The organism is Pseudomonas sp. 1, assembly GCF_056626735.1.
In genome coordinates this window covers 131,389-151,571 of record NZ_JBWXMQ010000014.1, presented here as the reverse complement: position 1 = coordinate 151,571, position 20,183 = coordinate 131,389, and the positions used below count along the sequence as shown (strand labels likewise).

21 protein-coding genes are annotated in these 20,183 nt (G+C 61.4%); 11 read left to right on the top strand and 10 right to left on the bottom strand.

The window, feature by feature from the left end; all coding sequences use genetic code 11:
• Positions 1 to 60 precede the first annotated feature (60 nt).
• From AC1MDC_RS21115 to AC1MDC_RS21095, 5 genes are read left to right on the top strand one after another with little or no spacing between them, the layout of a single operon-like run.
• On the top strand, positions 61 to 801 hold the full coding sequence (locus tag AC1MDC_RS21115; protein WP_085702220.1) for an SURF1 family protein: 741 nt from the start codon (positions 61 to 63) through the stop codon (positions 799 to 801).
• Positions 767 to 1,360, top strand: a complete 594-nt coding sequence (locus AC1MDC_RS21110) for a hypothetical protein (protein ID WP_085696939.1) — start codon at positions 767 to 769, stop codon at positions 1,358 to 1,360. Before AC1MDC_RS21115 ends, AC1MDC_RS21110 begins: the two co-directional genes overlap by 35 nt.
• A 10-nt stretch (positions 1,361 to 1,370) precedes the next feature.
• A complete protein-coding gene (locus AC1MDC_RS21105) occupies positions 1,371 to 2,450 on the top strand; it encodes a COX15/CtaA family protein (protein WP_085696535.1) in 1,080 nt (359 codons plus the stop codon).
• A complete protein-coding gene (gene cyoE, locus AC1MDC_RS21100) occupies positions 2,438 to 3,337 on the top strand; it encodes a heme o synthase (RefSeq protein ID WP_085696537.1) in 900 nt (299 codons plus the stop codon). The genes AC1MDC_RS21105 and cyoE overlap by 13 nt, the downstream gene beginning before the upstream one ends.
• Positions 3,334 to 3,969 carry an SCO family protein gene (locus AC1MDC_RS21095; protein ID WP_085696539.1) on the top strand — a complete coding sequence of 212 codons (636 nt, stop codon included), beginning with the start codon at positions 3,334 to 3,336 and terminating at the stop codon, positions 3,967 to 3,969. Before cyoE ends, AC1MDC_RS21095 begins: the two co-directional genes overlap by 4 nt.
• Before the next feature lie 163 nt (positions 3,970 to 4,132).
• On the opposite strand, the gene AC1MDC_RS21090 is transcribed toward AC1MDC_RS21095, so the two are convergent.
• The 3 genes from AC1MDC_RS21090 to AC1MDC_RS21080 all read right to left on the bottom strand — a co-directional run bounded on the left by AC1MDC_RS21090 (position 4,133) and on the right by AC1MDC_RS21080 (position 6,662).
• The gene (locus AC1MDC_RS21090) at positions 4,133 to 4,906 is read right to left on the bottom strand and encodes a MetQ/NlpA family ABC transporter substrate-binding protein (protein ID WP_085702221.1); all 774 of its coding nucleotides are present in this window, start codon (positions 4,904 to 4,906) and stop codon (positions 4,133 to 4,135) included.
• A 74-nt stretch (positions 4,907 to 4,980) separates the two neighbouring features.
• On the bottom strand, positions 4,981 to 5,655 hold the full coding sequence (locus tag AC1MDC_RS21085; protein ID WP_007953997.1) for a methionine ABC transporter permease: 675 nt from the start codon (positions 5,653 to 5,655) through the stop codon (positions 4,981 to 4,983).
• Positions 5,655 to 6,662 (bottom strand): methionine ABC transporter ATP-binding protein, encoded by a 1,008-nt coding sequence (locus AC1MDC_RS21080; RefSeq protein WP_085696542.1) that lies wholly within the window; start codon positions 6,660 to 6,662, stop codon positions 5,655 to 5,657. The genes AC1MDC_RS21085 and AC1MDC_RS21080 overlap by 1 nt, the downstream gene beginning before the upstream one ends.
• Before the next feature lie 259 nt (positions 6,663 to 6,921).
• Here AC1MDC_RS21080 and katE point away from each other — a divergent pair, with 259 nt between their 5' ends.
• Positions 6,922 to 9,063 carry a catalase HPII gene (gene katE, locus AC1MDC_RS21075; RefSeq protein WP_480393595.1) on the top strand — a complete coding sequence of 714 codons (2,142 nt, stop codon included), beginning with the start codon at positions 6,922 to 6,924 and terminating at the stop codon, positions 9,061 to 9,063.
• A gap of 119 nt (positions 9,064 to 9,182) precedes the next feature.
• Here katE and AC1MDC_RS21070 read toward each other — a convergent pair whose 3' ends face one another.
• Genes AC1MDC_RS21070 through zur form a run of 4 tightly spaced genes read right to left on the bottom strand, consistent with a single transcriptional unit; the run spans position 9,183 to position 11,982 of the window.
• Entirely contained in the window at positions 9,183 to 9,896 is a 714-nt protein-coding gene (locus AC1MDC_RS21070) for a PA5502 family lipoprotein (RefSeq protein WP_085696545.1), read from the bottom strand.
• A gap of 37 nt (positions 9,897 to 9,933) precedes the next feature.
• Positions 9,934 to 10,722 (bottom strand): zinc ABC transporter permease subunit ZnuB, encoded by a 789-nt coding sequence (gene znuB, locus AC1MDC_RS21065; protein WP_085647186.1) that lies wholly within the window; start codon positions 10,720 to 10,722, stop codon positions 9,934 to 9,936.
• Positions 10,715 to 11,500 (bottom strand): zinc ABC transporter ATP-binding protein ZnuC, encoded by a 786-nt coding sequence (znuC, locus tag AC1MDC_RS21060; protein ID WP_085690422.1) that lies wholly within the window; start codon positions 11,498 to 11,500, stop codon positions 10,715 to 10,717. The genes znuB and znuC overlap by 8 nt, the downstream gene beginning before the upstream one ends.
• Positions 11,500 to 11,982 carry a zinc uptake transcriptional repressor Zur gene (gene zur, locus AC1MDC_RS21055; RefSeq protein WP_085696548.1) on the bottom strand — a complete coding sequence of 161 codons (483 nt, stop codon included), beginning with the start codon at positions 11,980 to 11,982 and terminating at the stop codon, positions 11,500 to 11,502. The genes znuC and zur overlap by 1 nt, the downstream gene beginning before the upstream one ends.
• A gap of 57 nt (positions 11,983 to 12,039) precedes the next feature.
• Here zur and AC1MDC_RS21050 point away from each other — a divergent pair, with 57 nt between their 5' ends.
• Positions 12,040 to 12,969 (top strand): zinc ABC transporter substrate-binding protein, encoded by a 930-nt coding sequence (locus tag AC1MDC_RS21050; protein ID WP_480393594.1) that lies wholly within the window; start codon positions 12,040 to 12,042, stop codon positions 12,967 to 12,969.
• A gap of 41 nt (positions 12,970 to 13,010) precedes the next feature.
• Here AC1MDC_RS21050 and AC1MDC_RS21045 read toward each other — a convergent pair whose 3' ends face one another.
• Together AC1MDC_RS21045 and AC1MDC_RS21040 are read right to left on the bottom strand one after the other, a co-directional pair.
• Positions 13,011 to 13,964 (bottom strand): homoserine kinase, encoded by a 954-nt coding sequence (locus tag AC1MDC_RS21045; RefSeq protein WP_266201992.1) that lies wholly within the window; start codon positions 13,962 to 13,964, stop codon positions 13,011 to 13,013.
• Positions 13,965 to 14,025: 61 nt separating this feature from the next.
• A complete protein-coding gene (locus AC1MDC_RS21040) occupies positions 14,026 to 14,322 on the bottom strand; it encodes a DUF2782 domain-containing protein (protein ID WP_085696553.1) in 297 nt (98 codons plus the stop codon).
• Between the two features lie 74 nt (positions 14,323 to 14,396).
• Here AC1MDC_RS21040 and polA point away from each other — a divergent pair, with 74 nt between their 5' ends.
• On the top strand, positions 14,397 to 17,204 hold the full coding sequence (polA, locus tag AC1MDC_RS21035) for a DNA polymerase I (RefSeq protein ID WP_085702224.1): 2,808 nt from the start codon (positions 14,397 to 14,399) through the stop codon (positions 17,202 to 17,204).
• A gap of 331 nt (positions 17,205 to 17,535) precedes the next feature.
• On the opposite strand, the gene yihA is transcribed toward polA, so the two are convergent.
• Positions 17,536 to 18,186: a ribosome biogenesis GTP-binding protein YihA/YsxC gene (gene yihA / locus AC1MDC_RS21030; protein WP_085696556.1), complete on the bottom strand. Its 651-nt coding sequence runs from the start codon at positions 18,184 to 18,186 to the stop codon at positions 17,536 to 17,538.
• A 191-nt stretch (positions 18,187 to 18,377) separates the two neighbouring features.
• Here yihA and AC1MDC_RS21025 point away from each other — a divergent pair, with 191 nt between their 5' ends.
• The 3 genes from AC1MDC_RS21025 to AC1MDC_RS21015 all read left to right on the top strand — a co-directional run bounded on the left by AC1MDC_RS21025 (position 18,378) and on the right by AC1MDC_RS21015 (position 20,169).
• Positions 18,378 to 18,683: a c-type cytochrome gene (locus tag AC1MDC_RS21025; RefSeq protein ID WP_085696557.1), complete on the top strand. Its 306-nt coding sequence runs from the start codon at positions 18,378 to 18,380 to the stop codon at positions 18,681 to 18,683.
• A 32-nt stretch (positions 18,684 to 18,715) separates the two neighbouring features.
• Positions 18,716 to 19,327 (top strand): c-type cytochrome, encoded by a 612-nt coding sequence (locus AC1MDC_RS21020; protein ID WP_039764863.1) that lies wholly within the window; start codon positions 18,716 to 18,718, stop codon positions 19,325 to 19,327.
• A 200-nt stretch (positions 19,328 to 19,527) separates the two neighbouring features.
• Positions 19,528 to 20,169: a thiol:disulfide interchange protein DsbA/DsbL gene (locus tag AC1MDC_RS21015; protein WP_085696558.1), complete on the top strand. Its 642-nt coding sequence runs from the start codon at positions 19,528 to 19,530 to the stop codon at positions 20,167 to 20,169.
• Positions 20,170 to 20,183 lie beyond the last annotated feature (14 nt).

Here is a 20,183-nt window from a genome sequence, read left to right as displayed (position 1 = left end):
GGGGGAACAAGCGATGCACTTGAGTATAGCGATCGCATTCACTGATTTTCCGGCGCAACCATGAAGCGCTTCCGGCCGGGCGTCGTGCCGACACTGGTGGTCGGCCTGCTGCTGCCGTTGCTGGTTTCGCTGGGCTTCTGGCAACTGGGCCGGGGCGCGGAAAAAACCGCCCTGCTCGCCAGCTACGCCGAACGCCGCGCCGCCGAACCGATGGCCAGCACCGAGTTGCTGCACAGCGCTGATCCGGCCTTTCGCCGGGTGCATCTGCACGGCCAGTTCGATGCCGCCCACAGCCTGTTGCTGGATAACCGTCAGCGCAACGGCAAGGTCGGCGTCGAACTGCTGCAACCGTTCCAGGATCAACGCAGCGGCCAGTGGCTGCTGGTCAATCGCGGCTGGTTGCCGTGGCCGGACCGGCGCACGGCCCCGCAATTCAACACGCCGGCTGACGCCGTGAATGTCGATGCCTGGGTGTATGTCGCCCCCGGCGCCACCTTCCAGCTGCATGCCGATCCGGTCAGCAGCACCTGGCCGCAAACCGTCACCGCCATCGAGCCCGCCAAGCTGTGGAAAACCCTCGAACGCGACGGCTTCGCCTACGAATTACGTGCCGAACCCGGCCCGGCCAGCTATCAGGCTGACTGGCCGGTGGTCGCAATGGGCCCGGAAAAACACCTTGGTTACGCCGTGCAGTGGTTCGCCATGGCCACCGCCCTGCTCGGTCTCTACCTCTATCTCGGCTGGCACAACGCAAAGGAGAAACACCATGGGAGCGGCCATGAATCCACCCAGCATGTCTGAAACGAAAGCCCCGGCCAGTCGCCGTCGCGGACGCATCCAGCTGCTGCTGATCGTGCTCGGTGTGGTCGGTCCGATGATCCTCGCCACCGGCATGTACAAGCTGCAGTTCTGGGTGCCGGAAGGTCGCAGCTATCACGGCGAACTGATCGGCAACGGCCAGACCCGCGCCGACCTCGGCATCCAGTCCGACGAAACGCGCTGGCAGATGCTGGTCACCGCGCCGAAGGATTGCGCGGTGGACTGTCAGCAACTGGTGTACCTGGCGCGCCAGATCCAGATCGGCCTGGGCCGCGAAGCCGGGCGCGCCAGCCATGCACTCGCTGCTGCGCAACCGCTGGGCGCCGACTATGAAGCCAAGCTGACCCGCGAATACCCGCAGCTGCAACGTTACCCGCTGGACGCAGCGACTTTCAGCAAGGCCACGGGCGACAAGGCCACGCCGCAACTGTGGATCATCGATCCCCACGGCAACCTCGTGCTGCGCTATGACCCGAGCGTCAAAGGCAAGGATCTGCTCAACGACCTGCGCCACCTGCTGAAACTGTCGAACATCGGATAAGGGCATCGTCATGGCCAAACCTGGATTTCGCCTCGCGCTGTTTGCCACGCTGCTGGCACTGATCGTGGTGCTGCTCGGCGCCTACACCCGCCTGACTCATGCCGGCCTCGGCTGCCCTGACTGGCCGGGCTGCTACGGCTTCATCAGCGTGCCGAAGAGCGAAGCCCAACTGGCCCATGCCGAACTGCATTACCCCGACTCACCGGTGGAGGCGCACAAGGGCTGGAACGAGATGATCCACCGCTACTTCGCCGGCACCCTCGGCATGTTGATCTCGATTCTGGCCGGGCGGGCGTGGGTCAATCGTCGTCATCCGGGACAACCGCTGAAACTGCCGCTGTTTCTGCTGGCGGTGGTGTTCGCCCAGGCGGCGTTCGGCATGTGGACGGTGACGCTCAAGCTCTGGCCGCAGGTGGTGACCGGGCATTTGCTGGGCGGGTTCGCGACCTTGAGCCTGCTGTTTCTGCTGACCTTGAGACTGTCCGGTGTGCTGCCGGCGCTGACCGTGCCCAAGCGTTTGCAATACTGGGCTACCGCCGGACTGTTATTGGTGATCGGCCAGATCGCCCTCGGTGGCTGGGTCAGTTCCAACTACGCGGCAGTGGCCTGCATCGACTTCCCGACCTGTCACGGCCAATGGCTGCCGCCGGCGGATTTCGCCAACGGCTTTCACCTGACCCAACACATCGGCCCCAATTACCTCGGCGGGCAACTCGACAGCGATGCACGAACGGCGATTCACCTGACCCACCGCATCGGCGCGCTGTTGGTGACAGTCGTGCTGCTCGGTCTGGCCTGGCAGCTGAAAGTGGTCGGCATGACGCGACTGGCCGGGCTGGTGCTGATCGCCCTCGCCGCGCAGATCACCCTCGGCATCAGCAACGTGCTGTTCCATCTGCCGCTGCCGGTGGCCGTGGCGCATAACGCCGGCGGTGCAGCGTTGCTGCTGACGATGGTGCTGGTCAACTATCACGCGCGGACCAGCCTGGTTCGGGTCAAGCAGCCGATGATCGCGCGCTGGCGCCTGAGCCCGCGCAAACACTCGGCGGCGCCCATCACTATTAAAGGAGAGACGCCATGGCGATTCTGATCGGCGAACGTCCGGCGCAGGCGCTGTGGCGCGATTACCTGGAGCTGACCAAACCGAAAGTCGTGGTGCTGATGCTGATCACCTCACTGGTGGGCATGTTCCTCGCGACCCGCGCCGGGGTGCCGTGGACGGTGCTGGTGTTCGGCAACCTGGGGATCGCGTTGTGTGCCGGGGGCGCGGCGGCGGTCAATCATGTGGTGGATCGGCGCATCGATGCCGTCATGGCGCGCACCCATAAACGCCCATTGGCAGAAGGCAGGGTTTCGCCCACCGCGGCACTGACTTTTGCGCTGGTGCTGGCGTTGCTCGGTCAGGCCTTGCTACTGACCTTCACCAATCCGTTGACCGCCTGGCTGACCCTGGCCTCGCTTCTCGGCTACGCGGTGATCTACACCGGTTTCCTCAAACGCGCGACGCCGCAGAACATCGTCATCGGCGGCCTCGCCGGTGCCGCCCCGCCGCTGCTCGGCTGGACCGCTGCCACCGGCCACATCGGTGCCGAACCGTTGCTGCTGGTGCTGATCATCTTCGCCTGGACCCCGCCGCACTTCTGGGCGCTGGCCATCCACCGCAAGGAGGAATACGCCAAGGCCGACATTCCAATGTTGCCGGTCACCCACGGCGAGCACTACACCAAGGTGCACATTCTGCTGTACACCTTCGCCCTGCTGGCGGTGAGCCTGCTGCCATATGTGATCCACATGAGCGGCCTGCTGTACCTGATCTGTGCGCTCGGTCTGGGCGCGAGGTTTCTGCAATGGGCCGTGGTGCTGTACCGTGGCACTCGGCCGCACGCGGCGATCAACACCTTCAAGTACTCTATCTGGTACCTGTTTCTGCTGTTCATCGCCCTGCTCGTAGACCACTACCTACTGTTGAACCTATGACTCGAACCCAGAAAACCGTCTTCATCCTCGTCGCCGTGATCGCGCTGATCCTCGGCCTGACCGTCAACAAAGTGCTGAGCGGCAAGGGCCAGGGCGACCCGACCGCACTGATCGACGCCGGCATCATCCTGCTGCCGCAGAGCCGCAACCTGCCGGACGTGACGATGACCAATCAGGACGGCCAACCGGTCACGGTCAACGAGCTCAAAGGCAAGTGGAGCCTGTTGTTCTTCGGCTACACCTTCTGCCCGGACATCTGCCCGACCACCCTCGCCCAACTGCGCCAGATCAAGAGCGAACTGCCGAAGGATGCGGTGGATAAATTGCAGATCGTGCTGGTCAGCGTCGACCCGAACCGCGACAACCCTGCACAGTTGAAGCAATACCTGGGCTACTTCGATCCCCAGTTCGTCGGCCTGACGCCGAAGTCGATCGACGAGCTGCAAAAGGTGGCGAATGCGGTGAGCATTCCGTTCATTCCGGCCGATACCAGCAAACCGAATTACACGGTGGATCACAGCGGGAATCTGGCGGTGATCGGGCCGGACGGTACGCAGCGCGGGTTCATTCGTGCGCCGTTGAACAATGCCAAGCTGGTGGCGCAGTTGCCGGTGATGCTCAACCGCAAGTAAAAATGGACGCACAAAAACGAAAAAGGGGACGCCACTGGCGTCCCCTTTTTCGTTTTTGATCGTTCCCACGCTTTGCGTGGGAATGCAGCAAGGGACGCTCTGCGTCCCAGCGGACGCGAAGCGTCCGGGATGCATGCCCACGCAAAGCATGGGCACGATCAGATCAGAAGGCCGGCAGCACCGCGCCTTTGTACTTCTCGGTAATGAATTTCTTCACTTCCGGGCTGTGCAGCGCAGCGGCCAGTTTCTTCATGGCGTCGCTGTCCTTGTTGTCCGCGCGGGACACCAGGATGTTCACGTAAGGCGAGTCGCTGCCTTCGATGACCAGCGCATCCTTGGACGGATCAAGCTTGGCTTCCAGCGCATAGTTGGTGTTGATCAGCGCCAGGTCGACCTGGGTCAGCACGCGCGGGATGGTCGCGGCTTCCAGTTCACGGATCTTCAGGTCTTTCGGGTTCTGGGCGATGTCCTTGACGGTCGACAGGATGTTGGTCGGATCCTTCAGGGTGATCACGCCGGCCTTGGCCAGCAGCAACAGCGCACGGCCGCCGTTGGTGGCGTCGTTCGGGATGACCACGTTGGCGCCGCTTGGCAGCTCTTCGATTTTCTTGATCTTGCTGGAGTAGGCGCCCAGCGGTTCCAGGTGCACGCCGGTCACGGACACCAGGCTGGTGCCCTTGGCCTTGTTGAACTCATCGAGGTACGGCTGGTGCTGGAAGAAGTTGGCGTCCAGACGCTTTTCGGCCACCTGGACGTTCGGCTGAACGTAGTCGGTGAAGACCTTGACCTTCAGATCCACGCCTTCTTTGGCCAGTACCGGCTTCACGAATTCGAGGATTTCCGCGTGCGGCACCGGGGTGGCGGCAACGGTCAAGGTTTCCTCGGCATGGGCCGAGAACGCTGCGACGGCAGCCAGGGCAACAATCAGTTTTTTCATTCAGCTAACTCCTTTTTACGGCGCCCGTCTGGCGCCTGCCAGCGAATGGCCGGCTCATGTCATTACAAAACCGGTTATTTGCGCGAGAAGTGCACGACCAGTCGGTCGCCTACCATTTGCAGCACTTGCACCAGAATCAGCAGCAATACCACGGTGACAATCATCACGTCGGTCTGGAACCGCTGGTAGCCGAAACGTATCGCCAGGTCACCCAGGCCACCGGCACCGACCACACCGGCCATCGCCGTGTAGGAAACCAGCGTAATCGCCGTCACCGTAATCGCTGCGAAGATGCCCGGACGGGCCTCCGGCAGCAAGGCGTTCATGATGATCTGGCGAGTGGTCGCGCCCATCGACTGGGTCGCTTCGATGATGCCGCGATCGACTTCACGCAACGCGGTTTCCACCAGCCGCGCGAAGAACGGCGTCGCACCCACCACCAGCGGCGGAATCGCACCGGCCACGCCCAGCGAGGTGCCGGTGATCAGCACGGTGAACGGGATCATCACAATCAGCAGAATAATGAACGGCAGCGAACGCAGGATGTTCACCACCAGCGACAGCAAGGCGTACACGCCTTTGGCTTCGAGCAACTGACGTGGGCTGCACAGAAACAGCAACACGCCCAGCGGCAAGCCGAGCAGCACGGTGAACAGCAGCGAACCGCCGAGCATCATCATGGTGTCGCCGGTGGCGAGCCAGATTTCGTACCAGTCGATATTGGTGAAGAAACTCATCAGGTCTTCCATTAGCGCAACACCTCCATGTGAACGTCAGCGGCGGTGAAGCGGGCGAACGCCGCTTCCATGTCGCCACCGGTGACGGCGAGGGTCAATTGCCCGTAGGGAATGTCTTTGATGCGGTCGATGCGACCGGCCAGGATGCTGTAGTCCACACCGGTTTCCCGGGCGACGGTACCGAGCAACGGCGCGTAGGTCGCTTCGCCCTGGAAGGTCAGACGCACGATGCGGCCCGGCACATGAGCGAAGTCATCGCGTTGCTCGCTTTCGTCGATCTGTTCGTCTTCCTGCACGAAACGCTTGGTGGTCGGGTGCTTCGGATGCAGGAACACATCGGCCACCGAACCTTGCTCGACAATCACACCGGCATCCATCACGCCGACCTGATCGCACACGCGGCGGATCACATCCATCTCGTGGGTGATAAGGACGATGGTCAGCTTCAGCTCGCGGTTGATCTCGGCCAGCAGTTGCAGGACCGACGCCGTGGTCTGCGGGTCAAGAGCGCTGGTGGCTTCGTCGCACAGCAGGATCTTCGGTTTGGTCGCGAGCGCGCGTGCGATGCCGACGCGCTGCTTCTGGCCACCGGAAAGCTGTGCCGGATACTTTTTGGCGTGATCGGACAGACCGACCCGCGCCAGCAACTCGGCCACACGCTGATCGATCTCGGCACGGGACAGTTCACCGGCCAGGGTCAGCGGCAGTGCGACGTTGTCGGCCACGGTCTTGGACGCCAGCAGGTTGAAGTGCTGGAAGATCATCCCGACCTGCTGACGGAAACGGCGCAGGCCTTTGGCGTCCAGCGCGGTGACTTCTTCGCCGTCGACGATGATCTTGCCGCCACTGGATTGCTCCAGGCGATTGATCAGACGCAGCAGGGTACTTTTTCCCGCACCGGAATGGCCAATCAGGCCGAAAACCTGACCGTTCTCGATGGAGAAGCTGGTCGGGTGCAGCGCGGTGATGTCCTTACCGGCGACGCGGTAAGTCTTATGGACGTTTTGAAACTCGATCACGTAGCGAACCTTGTGGGGCGCGTTGGAAAAGGATCAGCGGTTAGCCGGGCGCGCATTTTAGCCTGTCCGTATAGAGGTTATTAGCATTTATTCCGCATTCAACCTGTCATTTGGCAATAACGCGATCAAAGGTCATAAAAAAGGAACGCCCAAAATCCTCATCAGTCACTAGTTAAGCGACTTGAAACTCCGGGCGCCGTGTCCGGAAACCACTCAAGAGCCTCGGCAGCACCGGGGTCAAACGAGGAGTTTACGTCTGATGAGCAGCAAAAAACCTGTCCCTTCCAAAAGTGAGCTGGCCGGAACCGATACTCTGGATCGCGCCAACACCAACGCCAAACTCGACAGTCTTGAAAAATTTCGCTCCGACGCCACCGGCCAGGCCCTGCGCACCAATCAGGGCGTGAAGGTCGCAGACAACCAGAACACGCTGAAGGCCGGCGCTCGCGGGCCGTCGCTGCTGGAAGACTTCATCATGCGTGAAAAGATCACGCACTTTGATCATGAGCGGATTCCCGAGCGCATCGTCCACGCCCGCGGCACCGGCGCCCATGGTTTCTTTCAGAGCTACGAGAACCATTCGGCGCTGACCAAGGCCGGTTTCCTGCAGGATCCGGGAAAGAAAACCCCGGTGTTCGTGCGGTTTTCCACGGTGCAGGGGCCACGCGGTTCCGGCGACACCGTGCGTGACGTGCGTGGTTTTGCCGTGAAGTTCTTCACCGACGAAGGCAACTTCGATCTGGTCGGCAACAACATGCCGGTATTTTTCATTCAGGACGCGATCAAGTTTCCCGACTTCGTCCACGCGGTAAAACCCGAACCGCACAACGAAATACCCACCGGCGGCTCCGCGCACGACACCTTTTGGGATTTCGTGTCGCTGGTGCCGGAATCCGCGCACATGGTCATCTGGGCCATGTCCGACCGCGCCATCCCGAAAAGCCTGCGCAGCATGCAGGGCTTCGGTGTGCACACCTTCCGCCTGATCAACGCCGAGGGCAAATCGCGCTTCGTCAAATTCCACTGGCGCCCTACCGCCGGTACCTGTTCGCTGGTGTGGGACGAGGCGCAAAAGCTTGCGGGTAAAGACACCGACTACCACCGGCGCGATCTCTGGGAAGCCATCGAGATGGGTGATTACCCGGAATGGGAACTTGGCGTACAGATCATCGAGGAGGAAAACGAACACGACTTCGATTTCGACATCCTCGATCCGACCAAACTGATCCCCGAGGAAATCGTCCCGATCACGCCGCTGGGCAAGATGACCCTCAATCGCAACCCGGACAACTTCTTCGCCGAGACTGAACAGGTCGCGTTCTGCCCCGGCCATATCGTGCCGGGGATCGACTTCTCCAATGACCCGCTGCTGCAAGGTCGGCTGTTTTCCTACACCGATACGCAAATCAGCCGACTTGGCGGGCCGAACTTTCATGAGCTGCCGATCAATCGCCCGGTCGCGCCATTCCACAACGGCCAACGCGATGCCCAACACCGTACGGTGATCGACAAGGGCCGCGCCTCTTACGAACCGAACTCCATCGATGGTGGCTGGCCGAAAGAAACGCCACCGGCGGCGCAGGACGGCGGGTTCGAAAGCTATCCGGAGCGGATCGACGCGCACAAGATCCGTCAGCGCAGCGAGTCGTTCAGCGATCACTTCTCCCAGGCTCGGCTGTTCTTCAACAGCATGAGCCCGCACGAGAAAGAGCACATCATCGCTGCCTACAGTTTCGAACTGGGCAAGGTTGAGCGTGAATTCATCCGGGCGCGGGAAGTGAACGAGATTCTCGCCAACATCGACCTGGAACTGGCCAAACGCGTGGCGGCCAACCTGGGTCTGCCGGCGCCAGGCAAAGGTACCGTGGACGTGCCGAAAACTTCACTGGATCGCTCGCCAGCGTTGAGTCAGGCCAACCTGTTGCCGGAAAACATCAAGACACGGAAAGTCGCGATCCTTGCGGCCAACGGTGTCGATGGTGCGGCGATTGATGCGATGAAGAAGGCGCTGGCGGCAGAAGGTGCGCACGCCAAGCTGCTTGGCCCGACTTCGGCGCCAGTGAAGACCGCCGATGGCAAAACCCTGGCGGTGGATGCATCGATGGAAGGCATGCCATCAATTGCGTTCGACGCGGTATTCGTGCCGGGTGGCGCGGCGTCGGTCAAGGCGTTGAGCGGTGACGGCGTGGCGTTGCACTACCTGCTGGAGGCGTACAAACACTTGAAGGCAGTCGCGCTGCATGGCGAGGCCAAACAGTTGCTGGACGTGCTGAAGCTGGAGGCGGATGCCGGATTGCTGGAGGGCAAGGATGTTGGCGCGCTGACCAAGCCATTCTTTGCGGCGATCGGGCAGCATCGGGTTTGGGACCGGGAGCCCAAGGCCAAGGCCATTCCTGCTTAAGGCTGTTGGTTGGCTGAAAGGACGCCTTCGCGAGCAAGCCCGCTACCACATTGGTTCTGTGTCGCAACGAACTCAATGCGGGAGCGGGCTTGCTCCGGGCGGCGTTCCGACGAAGCTTTTCAGGGTTTGCGCGGGCTCAGAACCATCTGTGCCGGCACGCTGCGCAGAATCTGTTTCTCGATTTTCAGATCGAAATCCGGATCAAGCTTCTTCACGCGCTTGGTGATCAACGTCGCCAGCCACGGGTAATCATTGGTGCGCGGGGCCTGAATGCTTACCGCACAGTCGTAATTCACCACATCGGCGGCGATCGCATCCAGTTGGCGACGAAGTTTGCGGCTGTCGGTGATATTCAGCGCGACCGTAGTGCTTTGCGCAGTCGGATCGATCACCTTGGCCTTCGGCTTGGCTTCAGCGGCTTGCAGCGCCGCTTCGGCTTTCTCCAGTTCAGCCTTGCGCGCTTCAGTGATCGCGCCGTTGACGCCACCCGTCAGCGCCGGGGCCTTGGGCATCAGCACGCGGGCACGGGCCAGCGCAGTCGCCGCCGCATTCACATCGCCCTTTTGCAGGACGATCTGGCTGCGACGCAGATAGGCCTCGGCCAACTGGCGCTGGTATTGCTCAAGGGATTGATCGTTGGGTGTTTCGGCCTGCAAGGCTGCCAATTGGTCTTCGGCAGTGGCCAGTTCGCTGCTGGCCAGACTTTGCTCCAGCTGTGCGATGGCCGTGGCCCGCGCATCGGGGACTTCGGCCACCGGCGGCGTGCTTTGGCAGGCGCCCAGCAGCACTGAAAAGGCCACAAGGAGCAGATAACGGGAGGCGAACGGCTTCATTCCTGCGACTCTCTATTTGCGCAAAAAACGAGCAAGTCTACACCCCTCGACGGGGCAGAACAAAACTCAGCAGAAACAGTGCGGCCGCCGTCACAACGATGGACGGGCCGGCCGGGGTGTCCTTGAACCAGGACAGCGCCAGCCCGCCACACACGGCGAGCATGCCCAGCACGCTCGCGCCCAGTGCCATCTGCTCCGGCGAACGGGCGTGACGTTGTGCCGCAGCCGCCGGGATGATCAACAGCGATGTAATGAGCAACACACCGACGATTTTCATCGCCACCGCGATCACCACCGCAATCAACAACATCAGCGCCATGCGCAATCCGGCCACCGGCAGGCCTTCGACCCGCGCCAGTTCTTCGTGCACGGTGATCGCCAGCAGCGGGCGCCACAAGGTCACCAGCAACACCAGCACCGCCGCGCTGCCGCCGAGGATCCACGCCAGATCGGTCGGGCTGATCGCCAGCAGGTCGCCGAACAGATAGGCCATCAGGTCGATCCGCACTTCATGCATGAAGCTTAGTACGACCAGCCCGAGAGAGAGCGTGCTCGGCGCAAGAATGCCCAACAGCGTGTCGGACGCCAGTGGCTGGCGCTGCTGCAAGGTCACCAGCAGCACCGCCAGCAGCAGGCAGCCCACGGTCACCGCGACAGTCGGGCTGACATCCAGCAGAAAGCCCAGCGCCACGCCGAGCAGTGCGGCGTGGGACAGGGTGTCGCCAAAATAGGCCATGCGCCGCCAGACCACGAACGAGCCCAGCGGCCCCGCGACCACCGCCAGCGCCAGACCTGCAAGCAGGGCGTAGAACAGAAAATCAGCCATGCTTGCAGCTATCTCCGTGAACGTGAGGTTGAGCCGACAGGGGCCCTTTGACCACCGACCCGTGCAGGTCGTGGGCGTGATCATGATGGTGGTGATAGATCGCCAGGCTCGGCGCATTGTTGCCAAACAGCTCGACGAAGGCCGGATCGCCGCTGACCTGCTCGGGATGCCCGGAGCAGCAGACGTGACGGTTGAGACACACCACCTGATCGGTGGTGCTCATCACCAGATGCAGATCGTGGGAAACCATCAATACGCCGCAGCCGTGACGGTCGCGCAGTCGGGTGATGAGGCTGTACAGCTCGGCTTGTCCGGCGACATCGACGCCCTGAACCGGCTCGTCGAGCACCAGCAGCTCCGGCTCGCGCAACAAGGCACGGGCCAGCAATACCCGCTGCATTTCACCGCCGGAAACGCTTTGCACCGGGCTGTCGATGACGTGTTCGGCGCCGACTTCCTTGAGTGCCGCCAGCGCACGCGGGCGATCGACCCCCGGCACCAGCCGCAGGAAGCGCAGCACCGACAGCGGCAAGGTCGGATCGACGTGAAGTTTTTGCGGCATGTAACCGACGCGCAGTTTCGGCTTGCGCCAGACGCTGCCGCTGTCGGGTTTCAGCAGCCCGAGCACGGCACGCACCAGGGTGGTCTTGCCGGCGCCGTTGGGGCCGATCAGAGTGACGATCTGCCCCGGCTCGACGCTCAGGTGAATGTTGTCCAGCACGTTCTGCCCGGCAAACCGGACCGCCACCTGCTCCAGACGGATCAGCGCATCGCTCATCAAGCCCCCCGACAACCGGAGCAGAGGCCGACCACTTCGACGGTCTGGGCTTCGACGATGAAGCCGACGTCCTTGGCACTGTGAACGATGGCGTCGCTGATGCTTTTTTGTTCAAGTTCGATGGCGGCGTGGCATTCGCGGCAGATCAGGAACTGGCCCTGGTGCGAATGCTCCGGGTGAACGCAACCGACGAAGGCGTTGAGCGAGGAAATGCGGTGCACCAGGCCGTTTTCCAGCAGGAAGTCCAGCGCCCGATACACGGTTGGCGGAGCAGCGCGGCGGCCGTCCTGCTCGCTGAGCACCGCCAGAATGTCGTAGGCACCCAGCGGCTTGTGGCTCTGCCAGACCAGCTCCAGCACTCGCCGGCGCAGCGCGGTCAGGCGCAGGCCTTTCTGTGCACACAGGGCATCGGCCTCGGACAGCGCGCTGTGAACGCAGTGCGAGTGATCGTGGGGACGGCTGGCAATCGGGGTAATAGGCATGAGCGGCGACGAGTTTGGTTAGAGACGTTATTATGTTACCCGTTCTCGCCTCATTGAGTGGTCATCGTGTCCCGACTTTTTTCTGTTTTTGTCGTATTCATCACCGGTTTTCTGCTGATCGGTCCGGCTCAGGCCGAGGTCAGAGTCCTCACCAGCATCAAGCCCCTGCAATTGATCGCCGCTGCAGTGCAGGACGGTGTATCGATTCCGGAAGTGCTGCTACCGCCGGGGGCTTCGCCGCACAACTACGCATTGCGTCCGTCCGATGTGCGCAAAGTGCAATCGGTGGACCTGCTGTACTGGATCGGCCCGGACATGGAAGGCTTCCTGCCTCGCGTGCTGAAAGGTCGTACGCTGCCGAGCGTCGCGGTACAGGATCTTTCAGGCATGAAGCTGCGTCGTTTCGCTGCGGACAGCCACTCCCACGCTGAAGAAGCCGACGAACACGATCACGATCATCGCCCGGGCAGCCTCGATGCGCATTTGTGGCTATCGCCGGTGAACGCGCGGGTTATTGCCGACAAAATGGCTGCTGACCTGAGCGCCGCAGACCCGGCGAATGCCGAGCGCTACCAGAGCAACGCCAAGGCGTTCGATGAGCGTCTGGATGCACTCGACCAGCGCTTGAAGAAACGCCTGGCCGGTATTGAAGGCAAACCCTACTTCGTCTTCCACGAAGCCTTCGACTACTTCGAAGACGCCTACGGCCTGAAACACACCGGCGTATTCAGCGTCGCGGCGGAAGTGCAGCCGGGCGCCCAGCATGTGGCGGCGATGCGCGCGCGATTGCAGGAGGTCGGCAAGACCTGCGTGTTCAGTGAGCCGCCGCTGCGTCCACGCCTGGCCGAAACGCTGGTGGCGGGCCTGCCGGTGAAGCTGGCGGAGCTGGATGCGTTGGGCGGGTACACGCCAGCGACGGCTCAGGGTTACGAGCAAGTGCTGGAGAAGCTGGGGAATGACCTGGCGGGCTGTCTCGAATCGCTCTGATACAAAAAACCGCAGCCTGCAAACAGGCTGCGGTTTTTCTTTTACAGGGCGAAAGGTAGCGGCGTATTGACCGCCTGACGCTGCGCCAGCCGCTGCTCGAACTCTTTCGGATCATGGATCAGCACGTCCTGCCCGGCGAACGATTCCGCCGCGATCAACCGCGAAAGCCAGAACCGCACGCACGCCACTCGCAACATGGTCGGCCACAGCTCGGCTTCGGCAGCCGTGAACGGTCGCAGTGCCGCGTAGGCACCCAGGAACGCACGCGCACGCGGGCCGTCGATCAGACCGTCATCGTCAGAGCACCAGTCGTTCAGAGCAATCGCCACGTCATAGAGCATCGGCCCGGAGCAGGCGTTGTAGAAGTCGATCAGCCCGGTCAGGTGAGTGCCTTCGAACATCGCGTTGTCGCGGAACAGATCGGCGTGGATGTTCGCCCGTGGCAGCGCGAGAATTTTCTCTTTCTGTTGAGAGATTTCATCGAGCGCGGTTTGCAGCAGTGCGCGCGGTTCATCGCTCAGGTGCGAAAGGAACTGAGTACCCTCCTCCAGCATCCAGTCCAGGCCACGATCGGTCTTGCGCTTGATCATGTTGTCGCCCTGGGTCGCCAGGTGCAGATGCGCCTGTAGGTCACCGACCTGCGCGCAATGCTGGGCGTTGGCCTGCTTGATGTGCTTGCCCGCCAGACGCGGCTGCAGCAGTGCCGGTTTGCCTTTCAGCTCGCGCAAGGCCACGCCGTCAGTGGTGCGCAGTGCATAAGGCACCGGCAGATCGGCTTCGTGCAACACGTCGAGCAGGTCGATGAAGAACGGCATTTCCTGGACCGGCCCGCGCTCGACCAGGGTCAGGACGAACTCGCCCTTTTCCATGCTGATGAAGAAGTTGGTGTTTTCGCTGCCGGCGGCGATCCCCTGGAAATCGAGCAGACGGCCGAGCCCGTAAGGGGCGAGAAAGGTTTCCAGCTCGGGCCGAGCCAGGGGGGTGAACACAGACATGGTTAAAAACTGCTCAGTTCTGGCGCCGCCATCAGACGGCGCCGATTAAAAGTCAGGAAACTTACTTCCAGGTAAAGATTTCCCACGACGGAATCAGCATATCCGGCTGGTCGGACCGGATGTAGTTCGCGTCCGTACCATCGGCGCGCACCAGGAAATAGGGTTTGCCGCCCTTCGGTGTGACCTTGATCGCATACACGAATCCACTCCGGCTGTATTCCTGAATGACCTTGTCGCCTTCCGTGTGCGTGCTAATGGTAACTTCCGGCTCCGAGGATGGCGCATCATCCGCCGCCATCGCGGCCAGCGGTGAGACAGCAATCAGACTGACCAGCAGCAAGCGATTTAACGTACGCATGATAACCTTGTCCCTTTGTCGTCAATGGTCCCGCTATTCTAGCGCCGGGCCCGCCGAAAAGGTTGATTCTGCTCATGAGCCAAGCCCCCCTCGTCCTGGTGGACGGTTCGTCTTACCTGTACCGCGCCTTTCACGCGCTGCCACCGCTGACCACCTCCAAAGGCATGCCGACCGGTGCGGTCAAAGGCGTGTTGAACATGCTCAAGAGCCTGCGCAAGCAGTATCCGGACAGCCCGTTCGCCGTGGTGTTCGACGCCAAGGGTGGGACATTTCGCGATGAGATGTACGCTGAATACAAGGCCAACCGCCCAAGCATGCCGGACGACATGCGCGTGCAGATCGAGCCGCTGCACCAGAGCGTGATCGCCCTCGGTTTCCCGCTGCTGTGCGTCGAAGGCGTCGAGGCCGATGACGTGATCGGCACCCTGGCTCGCAGCAGCGCGGCTGCCGATCGCCCGGTGATCATCTCCACCGGCGACAAGGACATGGCGCAACTGGTCGACGGCCACATTACCTTGGTCAACACCATGTCCGGTAGTTCGATGGACGTGGAGGGCGTGAAGGAGAAATTCGGCGTCGCTCCCGAGCAGATCATCGATTATCTGGCCCTGATGGGCGACTCTTCCGACAATATCCCCGGCGTTCCGGGTATCGGTCCGAAGACTGCTTCCGGCCTGCTGGTGGGCGTCAACGGCGGCCTGACCGAGCTGTATGCGCAGCTCGACATCGTGCCGACCCTGCCGATTCGCGGCGCCAAGACCCTGCCGGCCAAGCTCGAAGAGCACAAGGAGATGGCGTTCCTCTCTTATCAACTGGCGACCATCAAGGTTGACGTGCCGCTGGATATCGGCCTCGACGACCTGCAAATGGGCCCGGAAGATCCGGCCAAACTGCTTGAGCTTTACACCCTGCTGGAGTTCAAGAGCTGGATCAACGATCTGCAGCGGGACGCCAAGCGTCTGGAACTGAGCGTTGCCACCGAGCCTGCGCCGGCCGGCGATCTGTTCAGCGCGCCTGTCGTAGAAGAAGCGCCCGCCGCTCCGACTGAAGCCGCGTATGAAACGATCCTCGATCAGGCGCGCTTCGACGTCTGGCTGGAAAAGCTGAAGAACGCCAAGCTGTTCGCCTTCGACACCGAAACCACCGGGATCGACGCCCAACAGGCACAACTGGTCGGTCTGTCCTTCGCGGTGCAGGCCAACGAAGCAGCCTACATCCCACTGACCCACTCCTACATCGGCGTACCGGAGCAACTGGATCGCGACACCGTGCTGCGCGCGCTCAAGCCGATCCTGGAAGACCCGAACAAGCTCAAGGTCGGCCAGCACGCCAAGTTCGACATGAACATCCTGGCCAACTGCGCCATCGGTGGCGACCAGAACGAAGGCATCACCGTACGCGGGGTTGCCTTCGACACGATGCTTGAGTCCTACGTGCTCAACTCCACCGCCACTCGTCACGACATGGACAGCCTGGCGCAGAAGTACCTCGATCACACCACCGTGAGTTTCCAGGACATCGCCGGCAAAGGCGCCAAGCAGCTGACCTTCGACCAGATCGCCCTGGAACAGGCCGGGCCGTATGCCGCCGAAGATGCCGACGTGACCCTGCGCCTGCACCAGACGCTGTTCGAGAAGCTGAGCGCCATCCCGAGCCTGGCCAGCGTACTGACGGATATCGAGATCCCGCTGGTGCCGGTGCTCGCTCGCATCGAACGCCAGGGCGCGTTCGTCGACGCTGAACTGCTCGGCATCCAGAGCATTGAGCTGGGCAACAAGATGGTCGCGCTGGAGCGCGAAGCCTTCGAAATCGCCGGTGAAGAATTCAACCTCGGCTCGCCGAAGCAACTGGGCGTGATCCTCTACGAAAAACTCGGCCTGCCGGTGCTGAAGAAGACCGCCAAGGGCCAGCCATCCACCGCCGAAGAAGTGCTGGCGAAACTGGCCGAAGACGATCACCGCTTGCCGAAAGTGCTGATGGAACACCGTTCCATGAGCAAGTTGAAGAGTACCTACACCGATCGCCTGCCGGAGCAGATCAACCCGCGCACCGGACGTATCCACACCTCATATCATCAGGCCGTTGCGTCGACCGGTCGCCTGTCGTCGAGCGATCCGAACCTGCAGAACATCCCGGTGCGCACCGCCGAAGGCCGGCGCATCCGCCAGGCGTTCGTCGCGCCGAAAGGCTACAAACTGCTGGCGGCGGACTACTCGCAGATTGAACTGCGGATCATGGCGCACCTGTCCCGCGACGAGGGCTTGATGAACGCCTTCCGCAACAATCTGGACGTGCACACAGCAACGGCAGCGGAAGTATTCAAGGTCGAGCTGAACGAAGTGACCTCCGACCAGCGCCGTGGCGCCAAGGCGATCAACTTCGGCCTGATTTACGGCATGGGCGCGCAGAAGCTGGGCAAGGACATCGGCGTCGACACCAAGACCGCCAAGGCCTACATCGACACCTATTTCGCGCGCTACCCGGGCGTTCGCGAGTACATGGACCGCACCCGCGCGCAGGCAGCAGATCAGGGTTTCGTGGAAACGATTTTCGGTCGTCGTCTGTATCTGCCGGACATCAACTCCAACAAGCCGCAGGAACGTGCCGCCGCCGAGCGCACCGCTATCAACGCGCCGATGCAGGGCACCGCAGCGGACATTATCAAGAAAGCCATGGTGGCGGTGGATAACTGGCTGAGCGCTTCCGGGCTGGATGCCAAAGTCATCCTGCAGGTGCACGATGAACTGGTGCTGGAGGTACGCGAGGATCTGGTCGATCAGGTTCGCGAAGAAATACGCGTGCACATGAGCGAAGCGGCAAAACTGGACGTGCCGTTGCTGGTGGAAGTCGGGGTTGGCAACAACTGGGACGAGGCGCACTGAGGTCTCTGAGACGGGGCTTTGCCGCGACAGAGCGTCGCGGCAAAGGCATCGAAAACCGCTTAGGCCTGATCGTTCTTGAGCTTATTCCAAAGTTCTTTGAAAAAATTCTGAACTAATCTTGCGACAAGGCACTCAGAGATACTGAATGGCTGGTGAAGCCCTTCGATGCTCCTATGTTGTGTTAAGTGTTGGCAGATATCTGAACCCCGCCCTAGCGGTTCGGAGCTTAAACCCCGGAACTTCTCCCTCCCCATATGAAGTCCGGGGCTTTTTTTGCCTCAAAACTGCCTGTGCCTTGCCTGGCGGCACCACAGACAGTTTTGAAATCCCCTTATTCTGCCTCGGTCGCCGCTTCGGCACCTTTATCCGCCAGTTCCATCCAGCCTGCCAACACAGTGTAGGCCTCTTCCAGGCCCATGCGTTTCGGGGCCGAGAAAAGCTGGATCGTCACTTGATCGCCCCAACCCTTGCGGATTTCCGACTGCACCTTGAGCAGGGTGTTCTTGGCTGCGCCATAGGTCAGCTTGTCAGCCTTGGTCAGGAGGATGTGCATCGGCATGCCGGCGGCAACGGCCCAGTCGAGCATCAGCAGGTCGAAATCGGTCATTGGATGACGGATGTCCATCATCAGAATCAAACCCTTCAAACTCTCGCGGCCACCGAGATAAGCCTCCAGGTGACGCTGCCAGTGTTGCTTGAGCGGGATCGGTACTTTTGCATAACCGTAGCCCGGGAGGTCGACCAGACGCCGTTCATCGTCTAGCTTGAAGAAGTTCAACAGCTGTGTGCGACCCGGGGTTTTCGAGGTGCGCGCCAGGCTGGCGTGAGTCAGAGTGTTCAGCGCGCTGGATTTACCGGCGTTGGAGCGACCGGCGAACGCCACTTCAAAGCCTTCGTCGTCGGGGCACTGATCGACTTTGGCGGCACTGAGCATGAACGTGGACTGTTGGCACAGGCCGAGGATGGGATTCTTGAGTTGCATGGGATTTCCGATGTGGGCGGCGCCGGGATTAGGCGCGGAACGCGGTGTCGCTTCCGTTTCAGTGGCGCCAGTATATAATGCCGCAGATTTTGTGTGTGCTTTGTCCCAGCGAAGGATGAAGTTCACGAGAGCGACAGACTTTGATTGCGCATTAGAACGCAGAACGCTCTCAACCCTGAAAAGGTCGTTTTATGACGAAATGGCTGCTGGCTGCCGGAGTCTTGATGCCGCTGTACAGCGCACAGGCTACACAGGATCCGGAAGCCGTGTACAACCGTGTATGTGGAGCCTGTCATTCCGGCCAACTACCCATGGCGCCCAAAAGAGGCGATCAGGAAGCTTGGACGCCGAGGTTGGCGAAAGGTATGGAGACGCTGGTGCAACACGTGACCCAGGGTTTCAAGGCGATGCCGCCGCGTGGTTTGTGCATGGACTGCAGTGCCGAGGATTACCAGGCCATCATCCTATGGATGAGCGAGAGTAAGCCCGGTCCATAACTCTTAACCCTTAGCCGTAGTTGGATTAGCTGATGAACAAACTGATCGTGAGTCTGCTGTTGACCGTGGGAATCTCAGGTTTCGCCCATGCTGCAGGCGATGCCGCCGCAGGCCAGGCGAAGGCTGCCGTTTGCGGGGCCTGCCATGGCCCGGATGGCAACAGCATGGCGCCAAACTTTCCAAAGCTGGCCGGACAGGGTGAACGTTACCTGACCAAGCAATTGCACGACATCAAGTCGGGCAAGCGCACCGTTCTGGAAATGACCGGCCTGCTGACCAACCTGAGCGATCAGGACCTGGCCGATATCGCTGCCTACTTCGCCAGCCAGAAAGGCAGCGTCGGTGCCGCCGATCCGAAGATCGTCGCTCGCGGCGAAGCCCTGTTCCGTGGCGGCAACCTCGAGAAAGGCCTGCCAGCCTGCACCGGTTGCCACTCGCCGAACGGCGCCGGCAACGCAGCCGCCGGCTTCCCGCACCTGGGTGGCCAACACGCTCAGTACATCGCCAAGCAGCTGACCGATTTCCGCAAAGAAGAAGCCGGCCGCAACAACGACGGCGACGCGATGACCATGCGCACCATCGCCCGCAAGCTGAGCGATGAAGACATCGCGGCAGTCTCCAGCTACATTCAGGGCCTGCATTAACACGCGCGATTCGAGCGTTGCGTGCAATGGCCAACGCCTGTCACGTTAACGCTCGATTAATCCGTCGCAGCAAGTATAAAAAGGGTGGCTTTGGCCGCCCTTTTTTGTGGCCGCTGCCGTTACACTACAGAACTCATGCCCGCCAGGACCTGTCTGAAAACAGGTCGCGCGAGGCGACCAAAATTGTCCAGGAGTAAAGCATGCGTAACCTGATCATCAGCGCCGCCCTCGTCGCTGCCAGCCTGTTCGGCGTGACCGCCCAGGCCGCCGAAGCCCCTGCTGCCCCTTACGTCGAGCTGAGCAACCCGGTGCCGGTCGCCGTGCCTGGCAAGATCGAAGTGGTCGAGCTGTTCTGGTATGGCTGCCCGCACTGCTACGCGTTCGAGCCGGTGATCAATCCATGGGTTGAGAAACTGCCGTCCGACGTCAACTTCGTGCGCATTCCTGCGATGTTCGGCGGTCCTTGGGACGCTCACGGTCAAATGTTCCTGACCCTGGAAGCCATGGGCGTCGAGCACAACGTGCACGCTGCCGTATTCAACGCGATCCAGAAAGAACACAAGAAACTGACCGACAAGAACGACATGGCCGACTTCCTCGCCACTCAAGGCGTGGACAAGGACAAGTTCCTGGCGACCTTCGATTCGTTCGCCATCAAAGGGCAGATCGTAAAAGCCCGCGAGCTGGCCAAGAAGTATGAAATCTCCGGCGTTCCAACCATGATCGTCAACGGTAAATACCGCTTCGACATCGGCTCTGCCGGCGGCGCCGAACAAGCGCTGAAACTGGCTGACCAACTGGTGGCCAAAGAGCGAGCGGCCAGCAAGGCAGCCGCCAACTAAGCGCGGCAATCGCC

Coding starts and splice junctions, on each gene's coding strand:
- AC1MDC_RS21115 (WP_085702220.1), top strand. CDS start 61: ATGAAGCGCTTCCGGCCGGGCGTCGTGCCGACACTGGTGGTCGGCCTG.
- AC1MDC_RS21110 (WP_085696939.1), top strand. CDS start 767: ATGGGAGCGGCCATGAATCCACCCAGCATGTCTGAAACGAAAGCCCCG.
- AC1MDC_RS21105 (WP_085696535.1), top strand. CDS start 1,371: ATGGCCAAACCTGGATTTCGCCTCGCGCTGTTTGCCACGCTGCTGGCA.
- cyoE (WP_085696537.1), top strand. CDS start 2,438: ATGGCGATTCTGATCGGCGAACGTCCGGCGCAGGCGCTGTGGCGCGAT.
- AC1MDC_RS21095 (WP_085696539.1), top strand. CDS start 3,334: ATGACTCGAACCCAGAAAACCGTCTTCATCCTCGTCGCCGTGATCGCG.
- AC1MDC_RS21090 (WP_085702221.1), bottom strand. CDS start 4,906: ATGAAAAAACTGATTGTTGCCCTGGCTGCCGTCGCAGCGTTCTCGGCC.
- AC1MDC_RS21085 (WP_007953997.1), bottom strand. CDS start 5,655: ATGGAAGACCTGATGAGTTTCTTCACCAATATCGACTGGTACGAAATC.
- katE (WP_480393595.1), top strand. CDS start 6,922: ATGAGCAGCAAAAAACCTGTCCCTTCCAAAAGTGAGCTGGCCGGAACC.
- AC1MDC_RS21070 (WP_085696545.1), bottom strand. CDS start 9,896: ATGAAGCCGTTCGCCTCCCGTTATCTGCTCCTTGTGGCCTTTTCAGTG.
- znuB (WP_085647186.1), bottom strand. CDS start 10,722: ATGGCTGATTTTCTGTTCTACGCCCTGCTTGCAGGTCTGGCGCTGGCG.
- znuC (WP_085690422.1), bottom strand. CDS start 11,500: ATGAGCGATGCGCTGATCCGTCTGGAGCAGGTGGCGGTCCGGTTTGCC.
- zur (WP_085696548.1), bottom strand. CDS start 11,982: ATGCCTATTACCCCGATTGCCAGCCGTCCCCACGATCACTCGCACTGC.
- AC1MDC_RS21045 (WP_266201992.1), bottom strand. CDS start 13,964: ATGTCTGTGTTCACCCCCCTGGCTCGGCCCGAGCTGGAAACCTTTCTC.
- AC1MDC_RS21040 (WP_085696553.1), bottom strand. CDS start 14,322: ATGCGTACGTTAAATCGCTTGCTGCTGGTCAGTCTGATTGCTGTCTCA.
- polA (WP_085702224.1), top strand. CDS start 14,397: ATGAGCCAAGCCCCCCTCGTCCTGGTGGACGGTTCGTCTTACCTGTAC.
- yihA (WP_085696556.1), bottom strand. CDS start 18,186: ATGCAACTCAAGAATCCCATCCTCGGCCTGTGCCAACAGTCCACGTTC.
- AC1MDC_RS21025 (WP_085696557.1), top strand. CDS start 18,378: ATGACGAAATGGCTGCTGGCTGCCGGAGTCTTGATGCCGCTGTACAGC.
- AC1MDC_RS21020 (WP_039764863.1), top strand. CDS start 18,716: ATGAACAAACTGATCGTGAGTCTGCTGTTGACCGTGGGAATCTCAGGT.
- AC1MDC_RS21015 (WP_085696558.1), top strand. CDS start 19,528: ATGCGTAACCTGATCATCAGCGCCGCCCTCGTCGCTGCCAGCCTGTTC.